The organism is Halorubrum sp. SP3 (assembly GCF_005435195.1).
GTDB classification, from domain to species: Archaea; Halobacteriota; Halobacteria; order Halobacteriales; family Haloferacaceae; genus Halorubrum; species Halorubrum sodomense.
Window position 1 is genome coordinate 14,390 of the sequence record NZ_SGTU01000015.1, and the last position, 17,655, is coordinate 32,044.

At 66.9% G+C, this 17,655-nt stretch carries 20 protein-coding genes; 8 read left to right on the plus strand and 12 right to left on the minus strand.

Annotation, left to right across the window (positions count from 1 at the left end; genetic code table 11):
- Positions 1-3: 3 nt before the first annotated feature.
- The 3 genes from EXE42_RS11725 to EXE42_RS11735 all read right to left on the minus strand — a co-directional run bounded on the left by EXE42_RS11725 (position 4) and on the right by EXE42_RS11735 (position 2,355).
- Positions 4-465 carry a YeeE/YedE family protein gene (locus EXE42_RS11725; protein WP_092920629.1) on the minus strand — a complete coding sequence of 154 codons (462 nt, stop codon included), beginning with the start codon at positions 463-465 and terminating at the stop codon, positions 4-6.
- A 130-nt stretch (positions 466-595) separates the two neighbouring features.
- A complete protein-coding gene (locus EXE42_RS11730; RefSeq protein ID WP_137693976.1) occupies positions 596-1,153 on the minus strand; it encodes a YeeE/YedE family protein in 558 nt (185 codons plus the stop codon).
- A gap of 8 nt (positions 1,154-1,161) precedes the next feature.
- On the minus strand, positions 1,162-2,355 hold the full coding sequence (locus tag EXE42_RS11735) for an MBL fold metallo-hydrolase (protein WP_137706569.1): 1,194 nt from the start codon (positions 2,353-2,355) through the stop codon (positions 1,162-1,164).
- 247 nt (positions 2,356-2,602) lie between these two features.
- On the opposite strand from EXE42_RS11735, the gene EXE42_RS11740 reads away from it, so the two are divergent.
- Entirely contained in the window at positions 2,603-2,848 is a 246-nt protein-coding gene (locus tag EXE42_RS11740; RefSeq protein ID WP_137706570.1) for a sulfurtransferase TusA family protein, read from the plus strand.
- A gap of 2 nt (positions 2,849-2,850) precedes the next feature.
- Positions 2,851-3,441 carry a DsrE/DsrF/DrsH-like family protein gene (locus EXE42_RS11745; protein ID WP_137706571.1) on the plus strand — a complete coding sequence of 197 codons (591 nt, stop codon included), beginning with the start codon at positions 2,851-2,853 and terminating at the stop codon, positions 3,439-3,441.
- A 49-nt stretch (positions 3,442-3,490) separates the two neighbouring features.
- On the opposite strand, the gene EXE42_RS11750 is transcribed toward EXE42_RS11745, so the two are convergent.
- The 5 genes from EXE42_RS11750 to EXE42_RS11770 all read right to left on the minus strand — a co-directional run bounded on the left by EXE42_RS11750 (position 3,491) and on the right by EXE42_RS11770 (position 7,462).
- The gene (locus EXE42_RS11750; protein WP_092920634.1) at positions 3,491-4,114 is read right to left on the minus strand and encodes a DUF1641 domain-containing protein; all 624 of its coding nucleotides are present in this window, start codon (positions 4,112-4,114) and stop codon (positions 3,491-3,493) included.
- A 2-nt stretch (positions 4,115-4,116) separates the two neighbouring features.
- Complete coding sequence (locus EXE42_RS11755) at positions 4,117-5,262, minus strand: NAD(P)/FAD-dependent oxidoreductase (RefSeq protein ID WP_137706572.1); 1,146 nt, start codon at positions 5,260-5,262, stop codon at positions 4,117-4,119.
- Positions 5,259-5,495, minus strand: coding sequence for a sulfurtransferase TusA family protein (locus EXE42_RS11760; RefSeq protein ID WP_092920636.1), 237 nt, complete (start codon positions 5,493-5,495; stop codon positions 5,259-5,261). The genes EXE42_RS11755 and EXE42_RS11760 overlap by 4 nt, the downstream gene beginning before the upstream one ends.
- A gap of 157 nt (positions 5,496-5,652) precedes the next feature.
- The gene (locus EXE42_RS11765; RefSeq protein WP_137706573.1) at positions 5,653-6,936 is read right to left on the minus strand and encodes a M20 family metallopeptidase; all 1,284 of its coding nucleotides are present in this window, start codon (positions 6,934-6,936) and stop codon (positions 5,653-5,655) included.
- Positions 6,937-7,042: 106 nt separating this feature from the next.
- Complete coding sequence (locus EXE42_RS11770; RefSeq protein WP_167603332.1) at positions 7,043-7,462, minus strand: helix-turn-helix domain-containing protein; 420 nt, start codon at positions 7,460-7,462, stop codon at positions 7,043-7,045.
- 160 nt (positions 7,463-7,622) lie between these two features.
- On the opposite strand from EXE42_RS11770, the gene EXE42_RS11775 reads away from it, so the two are divergent.
- The 6 genes from EXE42_RS11775 (at position 7,623) to prf1 (ending at position 13,760) form a co-directional block, all read left to right on the plus strand.
- Complete coding sequence (locus EXE42_RS11775; protein WP_092920638.1) at positions 7,623-8,063, plus strand: DUF302 domain-containing protein; 441 nt, start codon at positions 7,623-7,625, stop codon at positions 8,061-8,063.
- Between the two features lie 81 nt (positions 8,064-8,144).
- The gene (locus EXE42_RS11780) at positions 8,145-9,080 is read left to right on the plus strand and encodes an NAD-dependent epimerase/dehydratase family protein (protein ID WP_092920639.1); all 936 of its coding nucleotides are present in this window, start codon (positions 8,145-8,147) and stop codon (positions 9,078-9,080) included.
- Between the two features lie 284 nt (positions 9,081-9,364).
- Positions 9,365-9,685 carry a hypothetical protein gene (locus tag EXE42_RS11785; RefSeq protein WP_137706574.1) on the plus strand — a complete coding sequence of 107 codons (321 nt, stop codon included), beginning with the start codon at positions 9,365-9,367 and terminating at the stop codon, positions 9,683-9,685.
- A 563-nt stretch (positions 9,686-10,248) separates the two neighbouring features.
- Positions 10,249-12,057, plus strand: coding sequence for an arginine--tRNA ligase (gene argS, locus EXE42_RS11790; protein WP_137706575.1), 1,809 nt, complete (start codon positions 10,249-10,251; stop codon positions 12,055-12,057).
- An 84-nt stretch (positions 12,058-12,141) separates the two neighbouring features.
- Positions 12,142-12,402, plus strand: a complete 261-nt coding sequence (locus tag EXE42_RS11795) for a glutathione S-transferase N-terminal domain-containing protein (protein WP_092920641.1) — start codon at positions 12,142-12,144, stop codon at positions 12,400-12,402.
- Between the two features lie 107 nt (positions 12,403-12,509).
- Positions 12,510-13,760, plus strand: coding sequence for a peptide chain release factor aRF-1 (gene prf1 / locus EXE42_RS11800; RefSeq protein ID WP_137706576.1), 1,251 nt, complete (start codon positions 12,510-12,512; stop codon positions 13,758-13,760).
- A gap of 104 nt (positions 13,761-13,864) precedes the next feature.
- Here prf1 and EXE42_RS11805 read toward each other — a convergent pair whose 3' ends face one another.
- The 4 genes from EXE42_RS11805 to sufB form a co-directional block, all read right to left on the minus strand.
- Entirely contained in the window at positions 13,865-14,308 is a 444-nt protein-coding gene (locus EXE42_RS11805; protein ID WP_092920643.1) for a metal-dependent transcriptional regulator, read from the minus strand.
- A 43-nt stretch (positions 14,309-14,351) separates the two neighbouring features.
- Complete coding sequence (locus tag EXE42_RS11810; protein WP_092921311.1) at positions 14,352-14,837, minus strand: rubrerythrin; 486 nt, start codon at positions 14,835-14,837, stop codon at positions 14,352-14,354.
- A gap of 152 nt (positions 14,838-14,989) precedes the next feature.
- The gene (gene sufD, locus EXE42_RS11815; RefSeq protein WP_092920644.1) at positions 14,990-16,219 is read right to left on the minus strand and encodes a Fe-S cluster assembly protein SufD; all 1,230 of its coding nucleotides are present in this window, start codon (positions 16,217-16,219) and stop codon (positions 14,990-14,992) included.
- A gap of 1 nt (position 16,220) precedes the next feature.
- A complete protein-coding gene (sufB, locus tag EXE42_RS11820; RefSeq protein ID WP_092920645.1) occupies positions 16,221-17,651 on the minus strand; it encodes a Fe-S cluster assembly protein SufB in 1,431 nt (476 codons plus the stop codon).
- Positions 17,652-17,655 lie beyond the last annotated feature (4 nt).

Below are 17,655 nucleotides of genomic sequence, written 5' to 3' on the forward strand. Positions count from 1 at the left end.
GCGCTAGTCCGCGCCCGCCGCGGCGGCGTCGCGGGCCCCGCTCCGGCTCCGCCAGTAGCCCTGCGCGTACGCCCCGACGAACATCCCGCCGAGCGCCCAGAGGATGGTGACGTTGCCGACCCCGAGGCTGGCGTACGCGGCGCCCGGGCAGATCCCCGAGAGCCCCCAGCCGACGCCGAAGACGGCGCCGCCGACGAGTACGTTCCGGTCGAACGGTTTCAGCCGGCGCTCGTAGGGGTCGCCCGTGAGGGGCGCGGCGTCCCGGAACCGGGGGAGCAGCGCGAACGCGATCCCGGAGACGATCGCGGCCCCGAACATCACGAACGGGAGCCCGAGGTCGTCGAACAGGAGGAAGTTCACCACGACCTCCGGCCGCGCCATGTGGCTGAACCCGAGTCCGAACCCGAAGATGATACCGCCGACGAAGATCAGCGGCTTGAACAGCGGATGCCTGTCCGCGCTCACGTGTCGCTCCCTCCGGTCGCTCCCGTTCGCGCAGTTCGAGACGCTCGCCGCTCACGGCTCACGTCCGTTCGCCGTTCGCTCCCCGAGTCGCTCACTCCGTTCGCGCCTCGGTCCGCTCGCGTCTCGCGCATCACGGACTCACCCCCAGCGCGGCGACGACCTGCGCGGTCCCGATCGCCACGGTCAGGAACGTCGCGACGCCGACAAGCGACGTCTTCGACGCCGAGCCGACGCCGCAGACGCCGTGCCCGGACGTACAGCCCTTGCCGATCCGAGTTCCGATTCCGACGAGGACACCGCCGACGAACAGCCGCCACGGTTGGACGTCGGTCGCCCAGAGCGTCACGCCGGCGACCTCGTACAGCTGGCCGGTCGTTCCGGGCTCGTACAGCGGACTCGTGACCAGTCCGGACTGGAACGTCGCCGCGAACGCCAGCCCGCCCAGGACGATGCCGGCCGTGAACACGACCCGCCAGTCCCGGGAGCCGACGTACCGCTGGAACCGCGACCGGTCGGAGACGTACGACAGCGTCGACTCCAAGAACGTACTCGCCCCGGCCGGGATTCCCGTCCCGACGTAGATCAGAACGGTCCCGAGCCCGACGAGCAGTCCGCCGACGGCGTACCGGCTGATCCCGTTGGGGAACAGCTCGGCGACAGCCTGCAGCAGTACTGGGTCAGCGACCATGTGCGTCGTCAGTCACCCGCGAGGGAGTCCTGGCTGGCGGCGCAGTTGTTCGGCCCGAGCTCCAGGGTGAACGCCTCCTCGTCGTCGACGGCGTTCCGCCCGAGGTTCGTCGCGATGATGTCCTCGTAGTTGGCCGGCCGCGGCGGCATGTCCGAGAGGATCAGGTCGACGAACGCCCGTTCGTCCATCGTGAGCGCGTCCATCTCCGCGACGAGCTCGCCGATGGGCGCCGTGTAGGTGCCGTCGTCGGCCGGGACCGCGGCGTCGCTGAAGTGCGCGCCGCCGACGAGCGTGTCGTCCGGCAGCGAGAGGACGCGCTCCTGTAGCGACTCGTACAGCATGCGCGCCGCGTCGGGGGCGCCCTCGTCGCCCTCTTCGAGGTCGGGGCGGGCGACGCTCTCGACGAACAGCCCGTCGCCGGTCGCGAGGAGGCTCTCGTCGACGAGGTAGGAGGTCATCCCGGTCGTGTGGCCGGGGGTGTAGACGGTCTCGATCGTCGCGTCGCCGACTTCGAAGGTGTCGCCGTCTTCGGCCGTGGTCAGCTCGTCGGCGTACGTGACGCCGCGGTCGACGGCGGCCGCCGGGATGACGCCCTCCACGCCCTCGGCGTCGAGGTCGCGCACGCCCGAGACGTGGTCGGCGTGGACGTGTGTGTCGATGGCGTACGTCAGGTCGACGCCGAGGTCGTCCGCGTCGTCGAGGTAGCGGTCGGTGAACGCCCGGAGCGGGTCGATGATCGCGGCCTCGCCGTCGTGATAGAGGAGGTAGCCGAGGCAGCCCGAGGACGGACGCTGGTACTGGAGGAGCGTGCCGGCGCCGTCGTAGCGCTCGACCTCGACGGCCTCGTAGACGCTCGCCCAGCCGTTCATCCCGTCTTCGAGGTGGTCGACGTCGTAGTCGCGCTCCGCGAGCGCGCCCGCGACGTACTCGCTGGCGCCGCCCTTCGCGCACAGCACGGTCACCTCGCGGTCGTCGGGGATCCGATCGAGGACGTCGTCGTCGATCTCGTCGTCGAGGAACTCGAAGTACGGGACGTTGATCGACGCGACGTTCTCGCCGTCGATGCGCCACTCCTCGTAGTCAGACCCCATACGCGCGTCGAGGATCGTCACGTCCTCGCCGGCGTCGATTCGACGTTTGAGCGAGTCCGGGTCGACGGAGTCGACGTCGACGTCCGGAGTCGGAAAGTCGTCGGCATTCATATTTCGCGGTCGGTTCTACCGGGTCGACGCACAAAAGAATTTTCATAGTATTTCCTTTTTTGAACAATACTATTGCCGGTCGCGGGCATCAGATATTCCTCTAAAGTATCTAATACGGGTTATAGAGTGCCTGAATATGTTTCGCGTTATATGGTAGTTGGCGATCTTCACAAGAAACAACAATCTTTTACCTTGGTGGAGGGTATTGTGCGATAGCTCCAATACACGCGGCCGGAGCAGATACACAATGAGTTCCGAATTCGACATCGCGGAGACGCTCGACGTGAAAGGCGCATCGTGCCCAATGCCAGTGGTGAAGACGAAGTCCGCCATCGACGGTCTCGCCGCGGGCGAGGTCCTCGAAGTGCTGGCGACCGACCCCGGCAGCATGAGCGACATCGACGGCTGGGCCGACGGCACTGCGGGCGTCGAGCTCGCCGACCAGACGGAGGGCGACGACGTGTACAAACACTACGTCCGCAAGACCGAGTAACGATGGGCACGGACACATCCGACGCGTCGGCCGACGACGCCTCCGAGGCGACCGACGGCGACGCCCCCTCCCGCGCGGAGCTGGCCGCGCGCGTCGACGAGCTCGAGGACGCGCTCGCCGAGGCCGACGACGGCGGCAAGAAAATGAGCATCATCGCCACGAAGGGGACGCTCGACATGGCGTACCCGCCGCTCATCCTCGCCAGCACCGCGGCCGCGTTCGGCTACGAGGTGACCGTCTTCCACACGTTCTGGGGGCTCGACATCCTCCACGAGGAGCGCTCGAAGAGCCTCAAGCTCAGCTCCGTCGGCAACCCCAACATGCCCGTCCCCAACGCCGTCGCCGCGCTCCCCGGCATGGACCGCGTGACGACGCGGATGATGGAAAAGCGGATCGCGGACAACGACACCGCCACGGTCGAGGAGCTCCTCGAGACGAGCCTCGACATGGGCGTGGAGTTCCAGGCCTGTCAGATGACCATCGACCTGATGGACTACGACGAGGACGACTTCTACGACGGCGTCACCGCGGGCGTCGGCGCCGCCACCGCGCTCCAGGACATGGCCGAGGCGGACATCCAGCTGCTCGTCTGACCGCCGAAAAACGAACCGCTGTTCCGATCCCCGAACTCCCGTTCTCCCGCTACGACTCCCCGGCGGTGCGCTCGCGGCCGATCGCGCCCGCCACCGCCAGCAGGTAGCCCAGCCCGTACTGGACCTCCGGGTCGCGCACGCCGCGGAGCAGCCCGACGGCCCCGACCCGCTCTGGCGGTTCGCGCTCCGCCTCGCCGACGCCCTTCAGCAGCGTCTCGACGCCGTCGCGGGCGTCGTCGTCGGCCGCGGTCTGCGCCACTTCGCCGAGCGCGGCGCCGGTGCCGGCCAGCGACCTCACCATCTCGTCGTCGAGGGCCGCGGTCGCCAGTGACCCGACCTCGGCGATCTCGGCCAGCTCGTCGAGCGCCCCGCTCCGCTGGAGTTCGAGCAGCGTGTCGAGCGCCGCCCGCAGCTCGTCGCCGTTCTCGCCGACCCGCTCGGCCAGCTCGACGGTCTCGTCGGTCGCCAGCCCGTCGGCGGACTCCGCGAGCGTCGACCCCGTTGCCGAGAGCTCGCGGACCATCTCGTCGGAGAGCGCGCTCTCGCCCAAGGAGAGGGCGTCCAGCAGCTCGTTGACGGCGTCGAGCCGCTCCACGAACGCGGCGACGGCCTCGGGATTTTCTCGGATCGCCGCCTCGAGCTCGGCCGACTCGGAAGGATCCGTCTCGGACATGGTCAGAGCAGCCCCCGCGCGGTGAGCCAGTAGGACTCGTTGTACGCCAGCTTCGACCAGTGGAGCTTCTCCGAGGGGGGCGCGGGCGACGGCGGGGTCTCGTAGTCGAACTCGACGAACGAGGCCGCGTCGGTTCCGGTCTCGACGAAGCACAGCGTCTTGCCGTCGTACGTCGCCGTCGCCGGGCGACCGCGGACCTCGCTGGCGAGGCGCCGGCCGACGACGCCGGCCTGGTAGTGCGCCACGCTGCCCGCGTTCGGGACGCCGGTGTCGGCGGTGTCGCCGAGCGCGTAGACGTTCTCGGCGGCCTCGGCCTCCAAGGTGTGTTTGTCGACGTCGACCCAGCCGTCGTCGCCGAGCCCGGCCGCCTCGATCAGGTCGACGCCGCCGTGGGGCGGGATCGTCACGAGGAGGTCGTAGTCGAGCTCGGTCCCCTCCATCGACGTGACCGTCTCCGCGTCGGGGTCGACCGACTCGGCGTTGAAGAACGTCTCCATGTTGATGTCCCGTTCCTCCATGATGGGGCGGGCCCACTCTGCGATGTGGGGATTGCCGTGGACGCGCTGGATCGGGTACGTGTAGGTGATGTCGACGTCCTCGCGCAGGCCGCGCTCGCGGAACCAGTCGTCGGCCATGAAGACGAACTCCAGCGGCGCCGCCGGACACATGTGGGGAGTGCCGACGACGCTCAACACGAGCTCGCCCTCGGTGAACGACAGCAACTCCTCGCGCAGGGCGGTCGCGCCCGACTCGCTGTAGTAGTCGTGGCCGCCCGCCGCGAGGCCGGGAACCCGGTCGGGCTCCAGCGTCGACCCGGTCGCCAAGACGAGGTGATCGTACTCCATCGACGGCCCGCCGCCGTCGAACCGGAGCCGCCGGGAGTCGGTATCGATCTCGGTCACCCGATCGATCCGGAGGTCGACCGCGTCGTCGACCAGTTCGTCGAGCGCGCGGCGACCGTCCGCCGGTTCGCGCTGTCCGAACGGCACGTACAGCCAGACCGGCTTGTAGACGTGGTCGGGGTCGTCGTTGATCAGGGTGACCTCGACGTCGCCGGCGTCGAGCTCGGGTTCGAGCCGATCTGCGAGGTCGTTGGCGAGGACGGTGCCGCCGGTCCCGCCCCCGACGATGACGACGCGCTCGGTCATGCTTTCTCCACGTAGAACGCGTTGTGGTCGTCGCGCTCCTCGACGGCGAGCAGCTCGTTGCCGGCCTCCTCGGCCCACTCGGGGACGTCGGTGAGCGACTGATCGTTGTCGCTCAGGAGTCGGACGACGTCCCCCGACTCGGCGCTCCGAATCGCTCCGATGAGGTCCATCAGCGGGCCGGGACACGCTGCGCCTCTGGCGTCGACGGTCTCTTGAGGTTCGATGTCGGTCATGACGGTCTCACACGCGGTAGTTACGGGCGTGTGGTATTAGTATTGTGAGTAAATTCCAATATTCTAGAAACACTCTGACGGGGGGCGGACGGGCCGATCGCGACCGCGGTACCTCGACCGTCCCACCGACGTGTACCGGGCGGGTGCGGGGCGTCGACTATCGGTCCGTCTCCGCGCGCCACGCCGCCGGTAGCCGGGCGTAGACGACCGCGTTGTCGACGAGCGCGTCGACCGGGACGTACTCGTCGGGCGCGTGGAGCGTGTCGGTCCCGAGCGCGAACTCGACGGTCGAGATCCCGGCGTTCCGAAGCCTCTTGGCGTCGCCGCCGCCCGTGGCGCTCCGCCTGAACACGCGGTCACCGGTAACGCCTGCCGCCGTCGACGCGACGGCCTCGACGAGCGGACCGTCGGGGTCTTCGGCCGTGCCGACGCTCCACGAGACGTCGGCGATCGCGACCCCCTCGCAGTCGGCGACGCACTCGCGGATCCCCGCGAGCACGTCGGGGGTGTGGACGCCGGCCGTCAGCCGTACGTCGACCTCGGCGCGCGCCGAGTCCGGGACGGCGTTCACCGCGTCGCCGCCCTCGAAGACGCCGAGGTTGATCGACGGATATCGGAACAGGTCCCGCGCGGCCGCCTCGCCCATCGACAGGGCGTAGTACGCGACCGATTCCTCGACGATCGGCTCCATCTCGGCGCCGATCGCCAGCCGCTCGGTACCGAATCGATCGCGCATCGTCTCGACGGCGTCGTACAGTCGGTCGACGGCGTTGACGCCGAGCGTCGGCCGGGAGCCGTGCGCCGCCTCGCCCGACGCCTCGAGCGTCAGCCAGATGCTCCCCCGGTCCGCGACCGTGACGGAGCGGCGGCCCTCCTCGCAGGTCGGCTCGCCGATCACGCAGGCGTCCGCGTCGAGCACCCCCGCGTCGAGCAGCGCCGGGAGCCCGGCGTCGCCGCCCACCTCCTCGTCGCTCACGAAGGCGAACAGGAGGTCGACGGCCGGGTCGGTTTCGGTGGCCGCGAAGGCTCGGATCGCGAACAGCAACGACGCCACGGCGCCCTTCATGTCGGTCGCGCCCCGCCCGTAGACGCGGTCGTCGTCGCGCTCGCCGAGCGGGTCGCGCGTCCATGCGTCGGCGTCGAAGGGCACGGTGTCGAGGTGCCCGTCGAACAGCAGCGTGCGGTCGGCGTCGCCGGGGACCCGCACGAGCAGGTTCGGCTTCGCCGGGTCGACGGCGAACCGCTCGACCTCGACCGGAAGGGGGTCGAGGAACCGCTCGATCGCGGCGACGATCTCCCGCGTGTCGCCGGGGGGATTCGACGTGTCGACCGCGAGCAGGTCGAGGGCCAGCGAGACCAGCGCCTCGCGGTTTGCCCGCACGTACTCGGCGGGAGCGTCTTCGCCGGTCGTCGTCGGGGCCGCTCCCGTCTCCTCGGACATGAGTTCACCTTCGGTCCCCACCGATTTATTTATTTTGTATAATTCACACAATACCGTAGCGGCGGATCGCGTGGGTACGTCGGCGGGTGGTGCGGTCGCCCGCGCGTCAGGGATCGGGTCGAATCGGCCGGTCCTCACGCCCTGCCGTCTCGCGTCCGTACCGGTCCTCGAACTCCTGTACGAGCTGATTGACGGTCGCGTACCAGCTGTTGAGCAGCCGTCGCATTTCGCGCGCGGCCTCCTCGGACGTTCGCGGTCGGTACGCGTAGTAGTACCCGCCGTGGTCGTAGTTCTCCTGTCGCTGAACGACGACACCGGCGTCGACGAGCCGCGAAATCGACCGGTACGCCGTCGACCGCTCGCAGTCCAGTCGGTCCGCCACGTCGTCCACGGTGAGGTCTCCGTCCGTCTGGTGTAGCTCCTGAAAAACCGTCTGGTCCCGATCGTTGAGCCCGTGAACGCACTCTAAGAGGTCGAGACACTCCAGGTCGCGTTCGAGGTCCTCGCGCACTGAACCGGACGTCATATCGAACAGTAGGGCGGCAGAGCGGGTTAAAGTTGTTCTCAAATAGCACAATACTGTTGCGGCCGGACGTCGTGCCGTGGATGTCCAACTGGTCGCGTCACCGCTCTCTCCGCGTGCTATCCGAAGAGTCTTTGTTACGTAGGCCCAAGACAATACACGAATGACGCTTCCAATCGACCCGAGTCAGATCGATCCGGACGACATCGGTGAACAGCAAGCCACCCTCGAGATGGACCACGAGGAGGCGATCGAACACGTCCGCGAGGTGTTCACCGACGCCGGATTCGGCGTCCCCGTCGAGTTCTCGCCGTCGGAGATGCTCAACGAGAAGGTGGACGCGGGCCGCGACCCCTACTACGTCTTGGGCGCGTGTAACCCCGAGGTCGCCGACCGCGCGCTCGACGCGACCGACAACAAGCTCGGCGCGCTGATGGCGTGTAACGTCGTTATTTGGGAAGAGGCCCCCGGCAAACAGCGCGTCTACCACGTTTCCATCATGCGTATCGCTCGGCTCGTCGGGATGGCGCCGGACGACGACGAGATGGCGAGCATCGTCGCCGATACCGGCGAACTCGTCGACGAAGCGTTCGAGAACCTGTAGTCGCGTTCCGCCCTGTTCCTGTCCCGCTCGACTCCCGCCCCGATTCCACACCTACTTATCCGCAACCACCGACAGTCCGGTATGAACCTCGCCGATTCGCGCGTCCTCGTCACCGGGGGCGCCGGCCTCGTCGGGAGCCACCTCGCGGCCGACCTGCTCGACCGCGGCGCGGCCGTCCGCGTCGCCGACGACCTCTCGAAGGGGACCCGCGACCGGGTGCCCGACGGCGCGGAGTTCGTCGCGGCTGACGTGACCGACCCCGACGACGTCGCCCGCGCGGTCACCGAGGACCTCGACGTCGTCTTCCACTTCGCGGCGTACACCGACACGAACTACGACGACGACCGCGTCCTCTTCGAGGAGAACACCGAGATGACGTACAACGTCTTAGAGCGGATGCGCGAGGTCGGCGTCGACCGGTTCGCGTTCACCTCCTCGTCGACGGTGTACGGCGAGGCGCCGCGGCCGACGGCCGAGGACTACGGCCCGCTCGAACCCATCTCGATCTACGGCTCCTCGAAGCTCGCCGACGAGGGGCTCATCTCCACGCACGCCCACTCCTACGGGATTCAGTCGTGGGTGTTTCGCTTCGCGAACATCGTCGGCCCGCGCCAGCGCGGCAACGTGATCCCCGACTTCATCGAGAAGCTGGACGAGGACCCGACGGAGCTGGAGATCCTCGGCGACGGCCGCCAGGAGAAGTCGTACATGCACGTCACCGAGTGCGTCGACGCGATCCGGCACGTCGTCGAGGGCGCCGACGACGCGTACAACGTGTACAACCTCGGCACGCGGACGACGACCTCCGTCACCGACATCGCCGACATCGTGAGCGATGAGCTGGGCGTCGACCCCGAGTACGCCTACACCGGCGGCGACCGCGGCTGGACCGGCGACGTGCCGAAGATGCGCCTGTCGATCGCGAAGCTGGCCGACCTCGGCTGGGAGCCGTCGATCGAGAGCGACGCGGCGGTCCGGCGCAGCGCCCGCGAGCTTATCGACGAGATCGTCTCGTAAGAATCCGACTCCGGGATCGGCTGTTCTGCGGGAGGCTTCTGAACCCTCGGCCGCTCGCTTATAAATAACCGGCTCTGGTGAAACCCTCAACAAGTGATATATTCTGCCCCACCAGCGGTCAATACAGAGGACTAACAAATCGCTCAGTACAGATGGTACGGTACGGATCGCGGACGTGATTGTTCGGCCTCAACTACGAGGTTCTTGGTTTCTACCGGTTGTAGCCGACAGAACGAGAGTTGACCTATATAAAGATTTAAGTCAATCTGTTATTCGTAATACCTATGCCAAGCCAAGATCCTGATGATCCACCAGAATACAAAACTTTTCAAAAAGTAGCAGTAAATGGGAATGTTGTTGGTGAACTTAGGGTAAAACCCGACGCTTTATTATCAGACATCGAAGACGCAGCTTTCACCACGATATTAGCTGCCCAATTTGGTGAGGTTGCGCAAGAAGACGACGGAGGAGACTCTGAGATGCTCGAAAAGTATGATCCAGAAATACAAATCTGGACTGAGAACGAAGACGACGACGAATCGTCTTGGTCAGATCCACAGGACTTTTCAGAAACACATTTCCTCGATGTGTACGAGAACCTATAGCTGAACTAAGAGTTATCGAACAGGTATTCGTCCCTATTTCACCCATTCGGGCTTGCTCCATTCGCACTCTTCAGCGACTAGACGTTTCAGGCAAAATCTGTCTGGAGAATAGGATTTCAACAGCGACAAATAATCGTCTGTAGACCTGCGGTGAACACCGCCAAAGCCCCAGCCGCTTACGTATAAATCGCTGCTGACGGATCGACGGAGAAGGCCTCCAAAGCCCCAGCCGGGAGGCGGGCGCACGCTCGCTGCGCACGCCTCCCGACTGCCCCTTTGAGTCCCGCCCCGCACAGCCCCGCACCTCACTCCTCCCCAGCCTCGCGGCTCACGGCTCGCGGCTTCGCCGCTCGCGTTCGCCGCGTCCCTCGCGCGGTGCTGTCGCCGGCGCTTCGCGCCGGCTTCCAGAGGGACCTCCGGTCCCTCGCGGCTCGGCCGCGATGCGGCCTCGCAGGCGCGCGCCACCGCAGTCCAGAGTGTCTCAATTTCGTTTCTTCGATCCCACGCCTCGCCCCCCGAGCCGCTTCGGAAGGGCCTTTTAACCCGCCCGTCGAACGGACGGTATGTTCAGGCAGTTCCGGTCGGCGGTCGAGGCGGCGCTCGTGGACGCCCTCGGCTCGCTCGACCTCCCGACCGACGACCTCGGCATCGAACGCCCGCCCGACGACATGGACGCGACGCTCGCCTCCAGCGTCGCCTTCCGGCTCGCGGGCGAGGTCGGCGACGCGCCGCCGAACGTCGCGGCGACCGTCGCGGAGGCGGTGTCGGTCGAGGGCGCCGACTACGTCGCGAGCGTCGACACCGCGGGGCCGTACGTCAACTTCCACGCGAACGAGCGCTACCTCGCGGACACGCTCGACGCGGCCGCCGCCGCCGCCGACTACGGCGCGCTCCCCGACCGCGACACGAGCGTGGTCGTCGAACACACCAGCGCGAACCCGACCGGCCCGGTCCACGTCGGCCGCGCGCGCAACCCGATCGTCGGCGACGCCGTCGCGAACCTCATGGAGTACGCGGGGTACGACGTCGACCGCCACTACTACGTCAACGACGCGGGCCGGCAGATGGCGGTGTTCACGTGGGCGTACGAGCGGTTCGACGAGTCCGACCTCGACGACGACCCGGCGCGCGACCGCGCGGAGTACGACCTCGTGCGCTACTACCGGAAGGGGAACGCCTTCTTAGAGGAGGCCGACGCCGACGCGGTCGAGGCCGCGGAAGCGGAGATACAGTCGATCCTCCAGGGGCTCGAAGCCGGCGACGAGGCGACGTACGAGCGCGTCGGCGAGGTCGTCGACGCGGTCCTCGGCGGAATGAAGGACTGCCTCGCGCGCCTCCCCGCGGAGTTCGACGAGTTCGTCAAGGAGACGCGGTTCATGCGCGACGGCTCGACCGACGATATCGCGGCGCGACTCAAGGAGACCGACCACGCGGTCTACGAGGAGGACGCCTGGCAACTGGAGCTCGACGAGTGGGGGATCGAGAAGAACCTCGTGTTCCTGCGCTCGGACGACACGAGCCTCTACACCACCCGCGACCTGGCTCACCACGAGTGGAAGTTCGAGAACTACGACCGCGCGGTCACGGTCCTCGGCGAGGACCACAAGCTACAGGCCGACCAGCTCGGCGCGACCCTCGAACTGCTCGGCAACGACACCGACCGGCTCGGCCACGTCATCTACTCGTACGTCAACCTCCCCGACGGGAAGATGTCGACCCGGCAGGGGACGGGCGTGATGCTCGACGACCTGCTCGACGAGGCCATCGACCGCGCCCGCGACGCGGTCGAGTCCCGGATGGACGACCGCATCCGCGACGACGACCTCACCGACGAGGACGTCGAGCGCATCGCCCACCAGGTCGGCATCGGCGCCGTGCGGTACGACATCGTCTCGAAGCAGCCCGCGAAGGCGATCACCTTCGAGTGGGAGGACGCGCTCGACTTCGAGGCGCAGTCGGCGCCGTTCGTCCAGTACGTCCACGCGCGCTGTGCCGGCATCCTCGGCGAGGCCGCGACCGCCGGAATCGACGTGCCGGGCGTGACGGCCGACGCCGACGGCGAGGTCGACCCCGACGCGCTCGACGTGGACGCGGGCGTCTTAGAGACCGAGGCGGCCCGCGAGCTCCTGCGCGAAGTCGCGCGGTTCCCGGCCGTTATCGAGGCCGCGGCGGACGACTTGGAGCCGCACACGGTCGCCACCTTCACCCGCGAGTTCGCGGACGCGTACAACGCCTTCTACCGCGAGTGCCCGGTCCTGACCGCCGAGACCGCCGAGCTGCGCGACGCCCGCCTCGCGGTCGTCGCGGCCGCGAAACACACGATGGCGAACGCGCTCGACGTGCTCGGCGTCGAGGCCCCGGAGTCGATGTAACCGCCGGGTTCGACGGTCTCGATCCGGCGCCGCTCACCGCCCCGCCCGCAAACGGTTTCGTCCTGGCCGTCGTACGCTCGGCCGATGCTCGAACTCTCCCAGTCGGAAGGCTGTCCGCACTGCGCGAAGGTCCGCGAGACGCTCTCCGAGCTCGGCGTCTCCTACGTCGCGCACAACCCGCGGCTCCCGGGCGACGTCGGCGGCGACGTGACCAACGAGGTGACCCACGACGAGCTCACCGCGGGCGGCGAAGACCAGATCCCCTACCTCGTCGACACCGATCGCGGCGTCACGATGTACGAGAGCGACGACATCGTCGACTACCTCGAAGAGCAGTACGACTGAAACGGCTCCCGCCTCGACGCGGCCGCTCGCGGCCGAGGCGGGGCGTCTCATCGGAGAGAGCCCGCAGGTCAAAGCTTACTTACCCGCACGGGAGCGAACTGTAGGTAATGAGTAGCGACGCACAGGAGGCGAACGAGGACCGCCGGAAGTACGAGTTCCGCAAGGTGATCGAGGAACTCAAGGAGTACGAGGGCTCCGGCACCCAGCTCGTCACTATCTACATCCCCGAGGACCGGCAGATATCCGACGTGGTGGCCCACGTCACGCAGGAGCACAGCGAGGCGTCGAACATCAAGTCGAAGCAGACCCGGACCGCCGTCCAAGACGCGCTCACGTCGATCAAGGACCGACTGCGCTACTACGACACCTTCCCGCCCGACAACGGCATCGTGATATTCTCGGGCGCCATCGACGCGGGCGGCGGCCAGACCGACATGGTCACCCGGACGCTGGAGTCACCCCCGCAGCCCGTCGAGTCGTTCCGCTACCACTGCGACTCGGAGTTCCTCACCGAGCCGCTCGAACACATGCTCGAAGACTCCGGGCTGTTCGGGCTCATCGTCTTGGACCGCCGCGAGGCGAACGTCGGCTGGCTGAAGGGGAAACGCGTCGAGGCCGTCAAGTCCGCCTCCTCGCTCGTCCCCGGCAAACAGCGGAAGGGCGGCCAGTCCGCACAGCGGTTCGCCCGCCTGCGGCTCGAAGCCATCGACAACTTCTACCAGGAGGTCGCGGGGATGGCGGACGACCTGTTCGTCGATAAGCGCCACGAGCTCGACGGGATCTTGGTCGGCGGTCCCTCCCCGACGAAAGACGAGTTCCTCGACGGCGACTACCTCCACCACGAGCTCCAGGACAAGGTCCTCGGCAAGTTCGACGTGGCCTACACCGACGAGTCCGGGCTGAAAGACCTCGTCGACAACGCCAGCGAGGTGCTCGCAGACCAGGAGATCGTCGAGGACAAACGCAACATGGAGGAGTTCTTCGAGAAGCTCAACACCGGCGAGGAGGCCACCTACGGCTTCGAACAGACCCGCCGGAACCTGATCATGGGCTCCGTCGACCGGCTGCTCATCTCCGAGGACCTCCGCTCCGACGTCGTCGTCTACGAGTGCCCGAACGGCCACGAGGAGTACGAGGTGCTCGACGCCCGCCACTCGACGCCCGACCACGAGTGCAGCGAGTGCGGCGAGGCGGCCGCGGTCGAGGAGCGGGAAGACATCATCGAACACCTGATGGCCATCGCGGGACAGCGCGGGACGGACACGAAGTTCATCTCCACGGACTTCGAGAAGGGCGAACAGCTGCTCGACGCGTTCGGCGGCATCGCCGGCATCCTGCGGTACTCGACCGGCGTGTGAACTACCCCTGCCTACTCGCCGCCTGCGTTGCTCCTTAAGGAAGGGGGCTTACCGCCTACATTCAGCTAAAACGGCTCTCTGAAGGCCTCCCGCGGCGCTTTTCCTTACTGCTGCTCCGGTTCGACCGGCGTCGGCGCGACCTCCAGACACGCGCAGGCGTCGGTCTCCGGGTCGAAGCAGTCCGGACACTCCGGCTGTCGGTCGATGATCGTGTCGAGCCGCTCCGCGACCGTGTCGTCGATGACGGCCTCCAGCTCGCGCGCCTCGGCCTGGAAGTCCTCGACCGCGAGGACGTTCGCGAGGAAGCGCTCGATGATACAGTACGTCTGGAGGGCGTCTCTCGCCCGCACGATGCCGTCGTCCGTCAACCGGACGCCCTTGTACTTCTCGTGTTCGGCGAGCCCGCGCTCCTCGAGCTTGCCGATCATCTCGTTGGCGCTGGCCGGGCTGACGCCGAGCGCGTCGGCGATCGACCCGGTCGAGGCGGGGCCGTCTTCGGTCTCCTGTACGACGTATATCGTCTTGAGGTACTGATCTGCGGTGTTCACGGCTCTCCTCCGTCGGCGCTCGTCGGCGTCTCGTCTCTCCGGTTCATCGGCGCTCCATGACCTCCGTGACTTTCCGTACGCCCTCGGCCTCCTCGTCGCGGATCGTCGTCAGGGTCGCGAGCAGCTCCCCGCGGTCGATCGAGAACGCCGCCTCCGAGTCCTCGATCGCCTCGATGAGGTCGTCGTAGAACTTGTAGGCGGTCTCCTCGTTACACAGCTGGTCGTACAACACGCCGTCGAAGTCCTCCGGCCGCGTCCGGCCGTACCGGGCGTCGACCAGCGACTCGATCTCGCCGAACGGGACGCTGTCGACGCCGAGCCCCTCGATGAGCGCCTCCAGCCGTTCGCGGTGGTCGGCCGACTCCTCGGCCGCGTCCGCGAGCAGCGTCTCGATCTCTTCGTCGAGTTCGGCGTCCAGCTGCCGGTAGTGACGGTGCGTTCGCGCTTCGACGACCTCCTCTAACACGATTCCGATCTGGAGCAGCCGCGCGAGTTGGTCGTCGGAGGCGACCCGCTGGCTCACGCTCACCGCGACCACCCGAGACGGCGCGATACGCGGGTTCGCATACCTCCGACTCGGGCGTCGTCGGTCTTAAACCGTTCCCCTCGCGGGCCGGTCGCTCCGCGGACGAGACGGGAAAAATCCGTTCGGCGGGCGGACGAACGGGCGGGCGCCGACCGTTACTGAAGGCGCTTCAAGACGAGTTCCTCGACGTCGTCGCGGAACTCGTCGACCGCGATCTCCTCTAAGACGGGCACGAAGAAACCCTCGACGAGCATGTTCCGAGCCGTCCGCGAGTCGATCGAGCGGCTCTCGAGGTAGAACAGGTCCTCGGCGTCGACCTGTCCGACCGTCGCGGAGTGGGACGCCTCGGTGTCGTGGTTGTGGATGATCAGCTTCGGCGACGCGTCGGCCTCGGCGTCGTCCGACAGCATCAGCGTGTTCTCGCGCTGGTAGCTGGAGGTGTTCCACGCGTCCTCGCCGACGTCCTGGACCCCCTCGTAGACGGAGCGGGCGACGTCGTCGAGCACGCCGCGCGTCACCAGGTCGGCGGTCGTCTGCTCCGCCTGGTGCCACACGCGGGCGTTGATGTCGAAGTGCTGGTCGTCGGTGCCGAAGAACGTCCCGACGATCTGGCTCTCGGAGCCGTCGCCGTCGAGTTCGGTCTCGATGTCGGAGCGGGTGAGCTTCGAGCCGAAGTTGCTCTCGATCCAGTCGACGGTCGCGTACGTGTCGGTCACGCCGCGCTTCAGCGAGTAGGTGTACGAGTCGTCGTCGAGGTTCTGTAGCGAGCCGAACTGGACGTTCGCGTTCTCGCCCGCGACGACCTCGACGAGGTTCGAGAAGTAGCGGTCGTCGCCTCCCGCCGAGGCGGCGGCCTCGCCGTCACCGGTCTCGATCGACTCGAGGATCGTCACCGACGACGACTCCTCGGCGACGACGAGCGTCTGGCTGAACAGCGAGCGGGAGTTCATCTCCGCGCGCACCGTCACGTCCTCGACGTCGACGCCCTCGGGGACGTAGACGAACGTCCCCGTGGTAAAGAGCGCGACCGAAAGCGCCGTGAGGTAGTTGTGTTCGGGATCGAGGACGGAGCCGAAGTTCGCCTCGATGACGTCGCCGTACTCGGCGAGCGCCTCGGTGAACGGGAGGACGACGGCCTCGTCGTCGCCCGCGGTCCGCTCGGTCTCGTCCGCCTGGTTCAGCGGGTCGACGAGCGCCTCGAAGTCGAGCGCCTCCAGGTCGGTCCAGCGGCGGCCCGGCGTCTGGATGACGTCGGGGAGTTCCGCGGTCTCCAAGGCCGCCAGCGCGTCCAGGCGGGTCTCCAAGAGCCACTCGGGCTCGTCGCGTTCGTCGGCGATGCGTCGTACCGTGTCCTCCGAGAGGCTCTCGATTTGCTTCGTGCTCATGTTATCCGAGCGAACCTTCCATCTCCAGCTCGACGAGCCGGTTCAGCTCGACGGCGTACTCGATCGGCAGCTCCTCCGTGATCGGCTCGATGAACCCCGAGACGATCATCTGTTTCGCGTCGTCGTCGTCGAGACCGCGCGACTGGAGGTAGAAGATGTCCTCGTCGCCGATCTTGCCGACGGTCGCCTCGTGGGCGACGTCGACCTTCGACTCGTTGATCTCCATGTACGGCATCGTGTCCGACGTCGACTCGTTGTCGAACATCAGCGCGTCGCACTCGACGGCCGTCGAGGAGTTCTCCGCGCCGTCCGCGATGTGGACGAGGCCGCGGTAGTTGGTGCGGCCGCCGTCCTTCGCGATCGACTTCGACTCGACGGTGGACTTGGTGTCCGGCGCGTTGTGGTACACCTTGGCGCCGGTGTCGATGTCCTGACCCTCGCCCGCGAAGGCGATGGTGATGTGGTTGTCGGAGGCGCCGCGGCCCTTCAGGATCGTCGACGGGTACAGCATCGTCGCCTTCGACCCCATCGACCCCGAGATCCACTCCATGCGTCCGCCCTTCTCTGCGATGGCGCGCTTGGTGTTCAGGTTGTACGTGTTCTTCGACCAGTTCTGTACGGTCGAGTACTGAACGTGGGCATCCTCGCCGACGAACACCTCGACGCCGCCGGAGTGGAGATTAAAGGCCGAGTACTTCGGGGCCGAACAGCCCTCGATGTAGTGGACTTCGGAGCCCTCTTCGGCGATGATGAGCGTGTGTTCGAACTGGCCCATCCCCTCGGAGTTCATCCGGAAGTACGCCTGAATCGGCATCTCCACGGTGGTGTTCTCGGGGACGTAGACGAACGAGCCGCCAGACCAGATGGCACCGTGAAGCGCCGCGAACTTGTTGTCGCTCGGGGGGACGCACTTCGTCATGAAGTGCTCGCGGACGATCTCCTCGTGCTCCCGGACGGCCTTGTCCATGTCACAGAAGATGACGCCCTTCTCCTCCCAGCGCTCCTGCATGTTCTGGTAGACGATCTCGGACTCGTACTGCGCGCCGACGCCCGAGAGCGCGTTCTTCTCGGCCTCCGGGATGCCCAGCTTGTCGAACGTGTCCTGGATCTCTTCCGGGAGGTCCTCCCAGCTGTCGGCGCCGCCGCGCTTGTCGATGTCCGGTCGGATGTACGGAACGATCTCGTTGATGTCGACCTCCGAGAGGTCCGGCTGGCCGGGCCAGTCGGTCGGCATCGGCATCTCCTGGAACTGCTCGAGCGCGCGCAGTCGCCGCTCCAGCATCCACTCCGGTTCGTCCTTGTCCTCCGAGATGACGCGGACCGTCTCCTCGGTGAGGCCCTTCTCGCTCTGGAAGGCGGACTTCTCCTCCTTCTTGAACTCGAAGCGAGCCTCGGTGTCTGTCTCCTTGAGGTCGTCCTGTTGTGAACTCATAGTG

What these genes read in the sequence shown, in the direction of transcription:
- EXE42_RS11795 (WP_092920641.1), top strand. Translation starts at nt 12,142, where the DNA reads ATGCTCGAACTCTCCCAGTCGGAAGGCTGTCCGCACTGCGCGAAGGTC.
- EXE42_RS11785 (WP_137706574.1), top strand. Translation starts at nt 9,365, where the DNA reads ATGCCAAGCCAAGATCCTGATGATCCACCAGAATACAAAACTTTTCAA.
- EXE42_RS11735 (WP_137706569.1), bottom strand. Translation starts at nt 2,355, where the DNA reads ATGAATGCCGACGACTTTCCGACTCCGGACGTCGACGTCGACTCCGTC.
- argS (WP_137706575.1), top strand. Translation starts at nt 10,249, where the DNA reads ATGTTCAGGCAGTTCCGGTCGGCGGTCGAGGCGGCGCTCGTGGACGCC.
- EXE42_RS11770 (WP_167603332.1), bottom strand. Translation starts at nt 7,462, where the DNA reads ATGACGTCCGGTTCAGTGCGCGAGGACCTCGAACGCGACCTGGAGTGT.
- EXE42_RS11755 (WP_137706572.1), bottom strand. Translation starts at nt 5,262, where the DNA reads ATGACCGAGCGCGTCGTCATCGTCGGGGGCGGGACCGGCGGCACCGTC.
- EXE42_RS11745 (WP_137706571.1), top strand. Translation starts at nt 2,851, where the DNA reads ATGGGCACGGACACATCCGACGCGTCGGCCGACGACGCCTCCGAGGCG.
- EXE42_RS11775 (WP_092920638.1), top strand. Translation starts at nt 7,623, where the DNA reads ATGACGCTTCCAATCGACCCGAGTCAGATCGATCCGGACGACATCGGT.
- EXE42_RS11740 (WP_137706570.1), top strand. Translation starts at nt 2,603, where the DNA reads ATGAGTTCCGAATTCGACATCGCGGAGACGCTCGACGTGAAAGGCGCA.
- EXE42_RS11750 (WP_092920634.1), bottom strand. Translation starts at nt 4,114, where the DNA reads ATGTCCGAGACGGATCCTTCCGAGTCGGCCGAGCTCGAGGCGGCGATC.
- EXE42_RS11765 (WP_137706573.1), bottom strand. Translation starts at nt 6,936, where the DNA reads ATGTCCGAGGAGACGGGAGCGGCCCCGACGACGACCGGCGAAGACGCT.
- sufD (WP_092920644.1), bottom strand. Translation starts at nt 16,219, where the DNA reads ATGAGCACGAAGCAAATCGAGAGCCTCTCGGAGGACACGGTACGACGC.
- EXE42_RS11780 (WP_092920639.1), top strand. Translation starts at nt 8,145, where the DNA reads ATGAACCTCGCCGATTCGCGCGTCCTCGTCACCGGGGGCGCCGGCCTC.
- EXE42_RS11760 (WP_092920636.1), bottom strand. Translation starts at nt 5,495, where the DNA reads ATGACCGACATCGAACCTCAAGAGACCGTCGACGCCAGAGGCGCAGCG.
- EXE42_RS11730 (WP_137693976.1), bottom strand. Translation starts at nt 1,153, where the DNA reads ATGGTCGCTGACCCAGTACTGCTGCAGGCTGTCGCCGAGCTGTTCCCC.
- sufB (WP_092920645.1), bottom strand. Translation starts at nt 17,651, where the DNA reads ATGAGTTCACAACAGGACGACCTCAAGGAGACAGACACCGAGGCTCGC.
- prf1 (WP_137706576.1), top strand. Translation starts at nt 12,510, where the DNA reads ATGAGTAGCGACGCACAGGAGGCGAACGAGGACCGCCGGAAGTACGAG.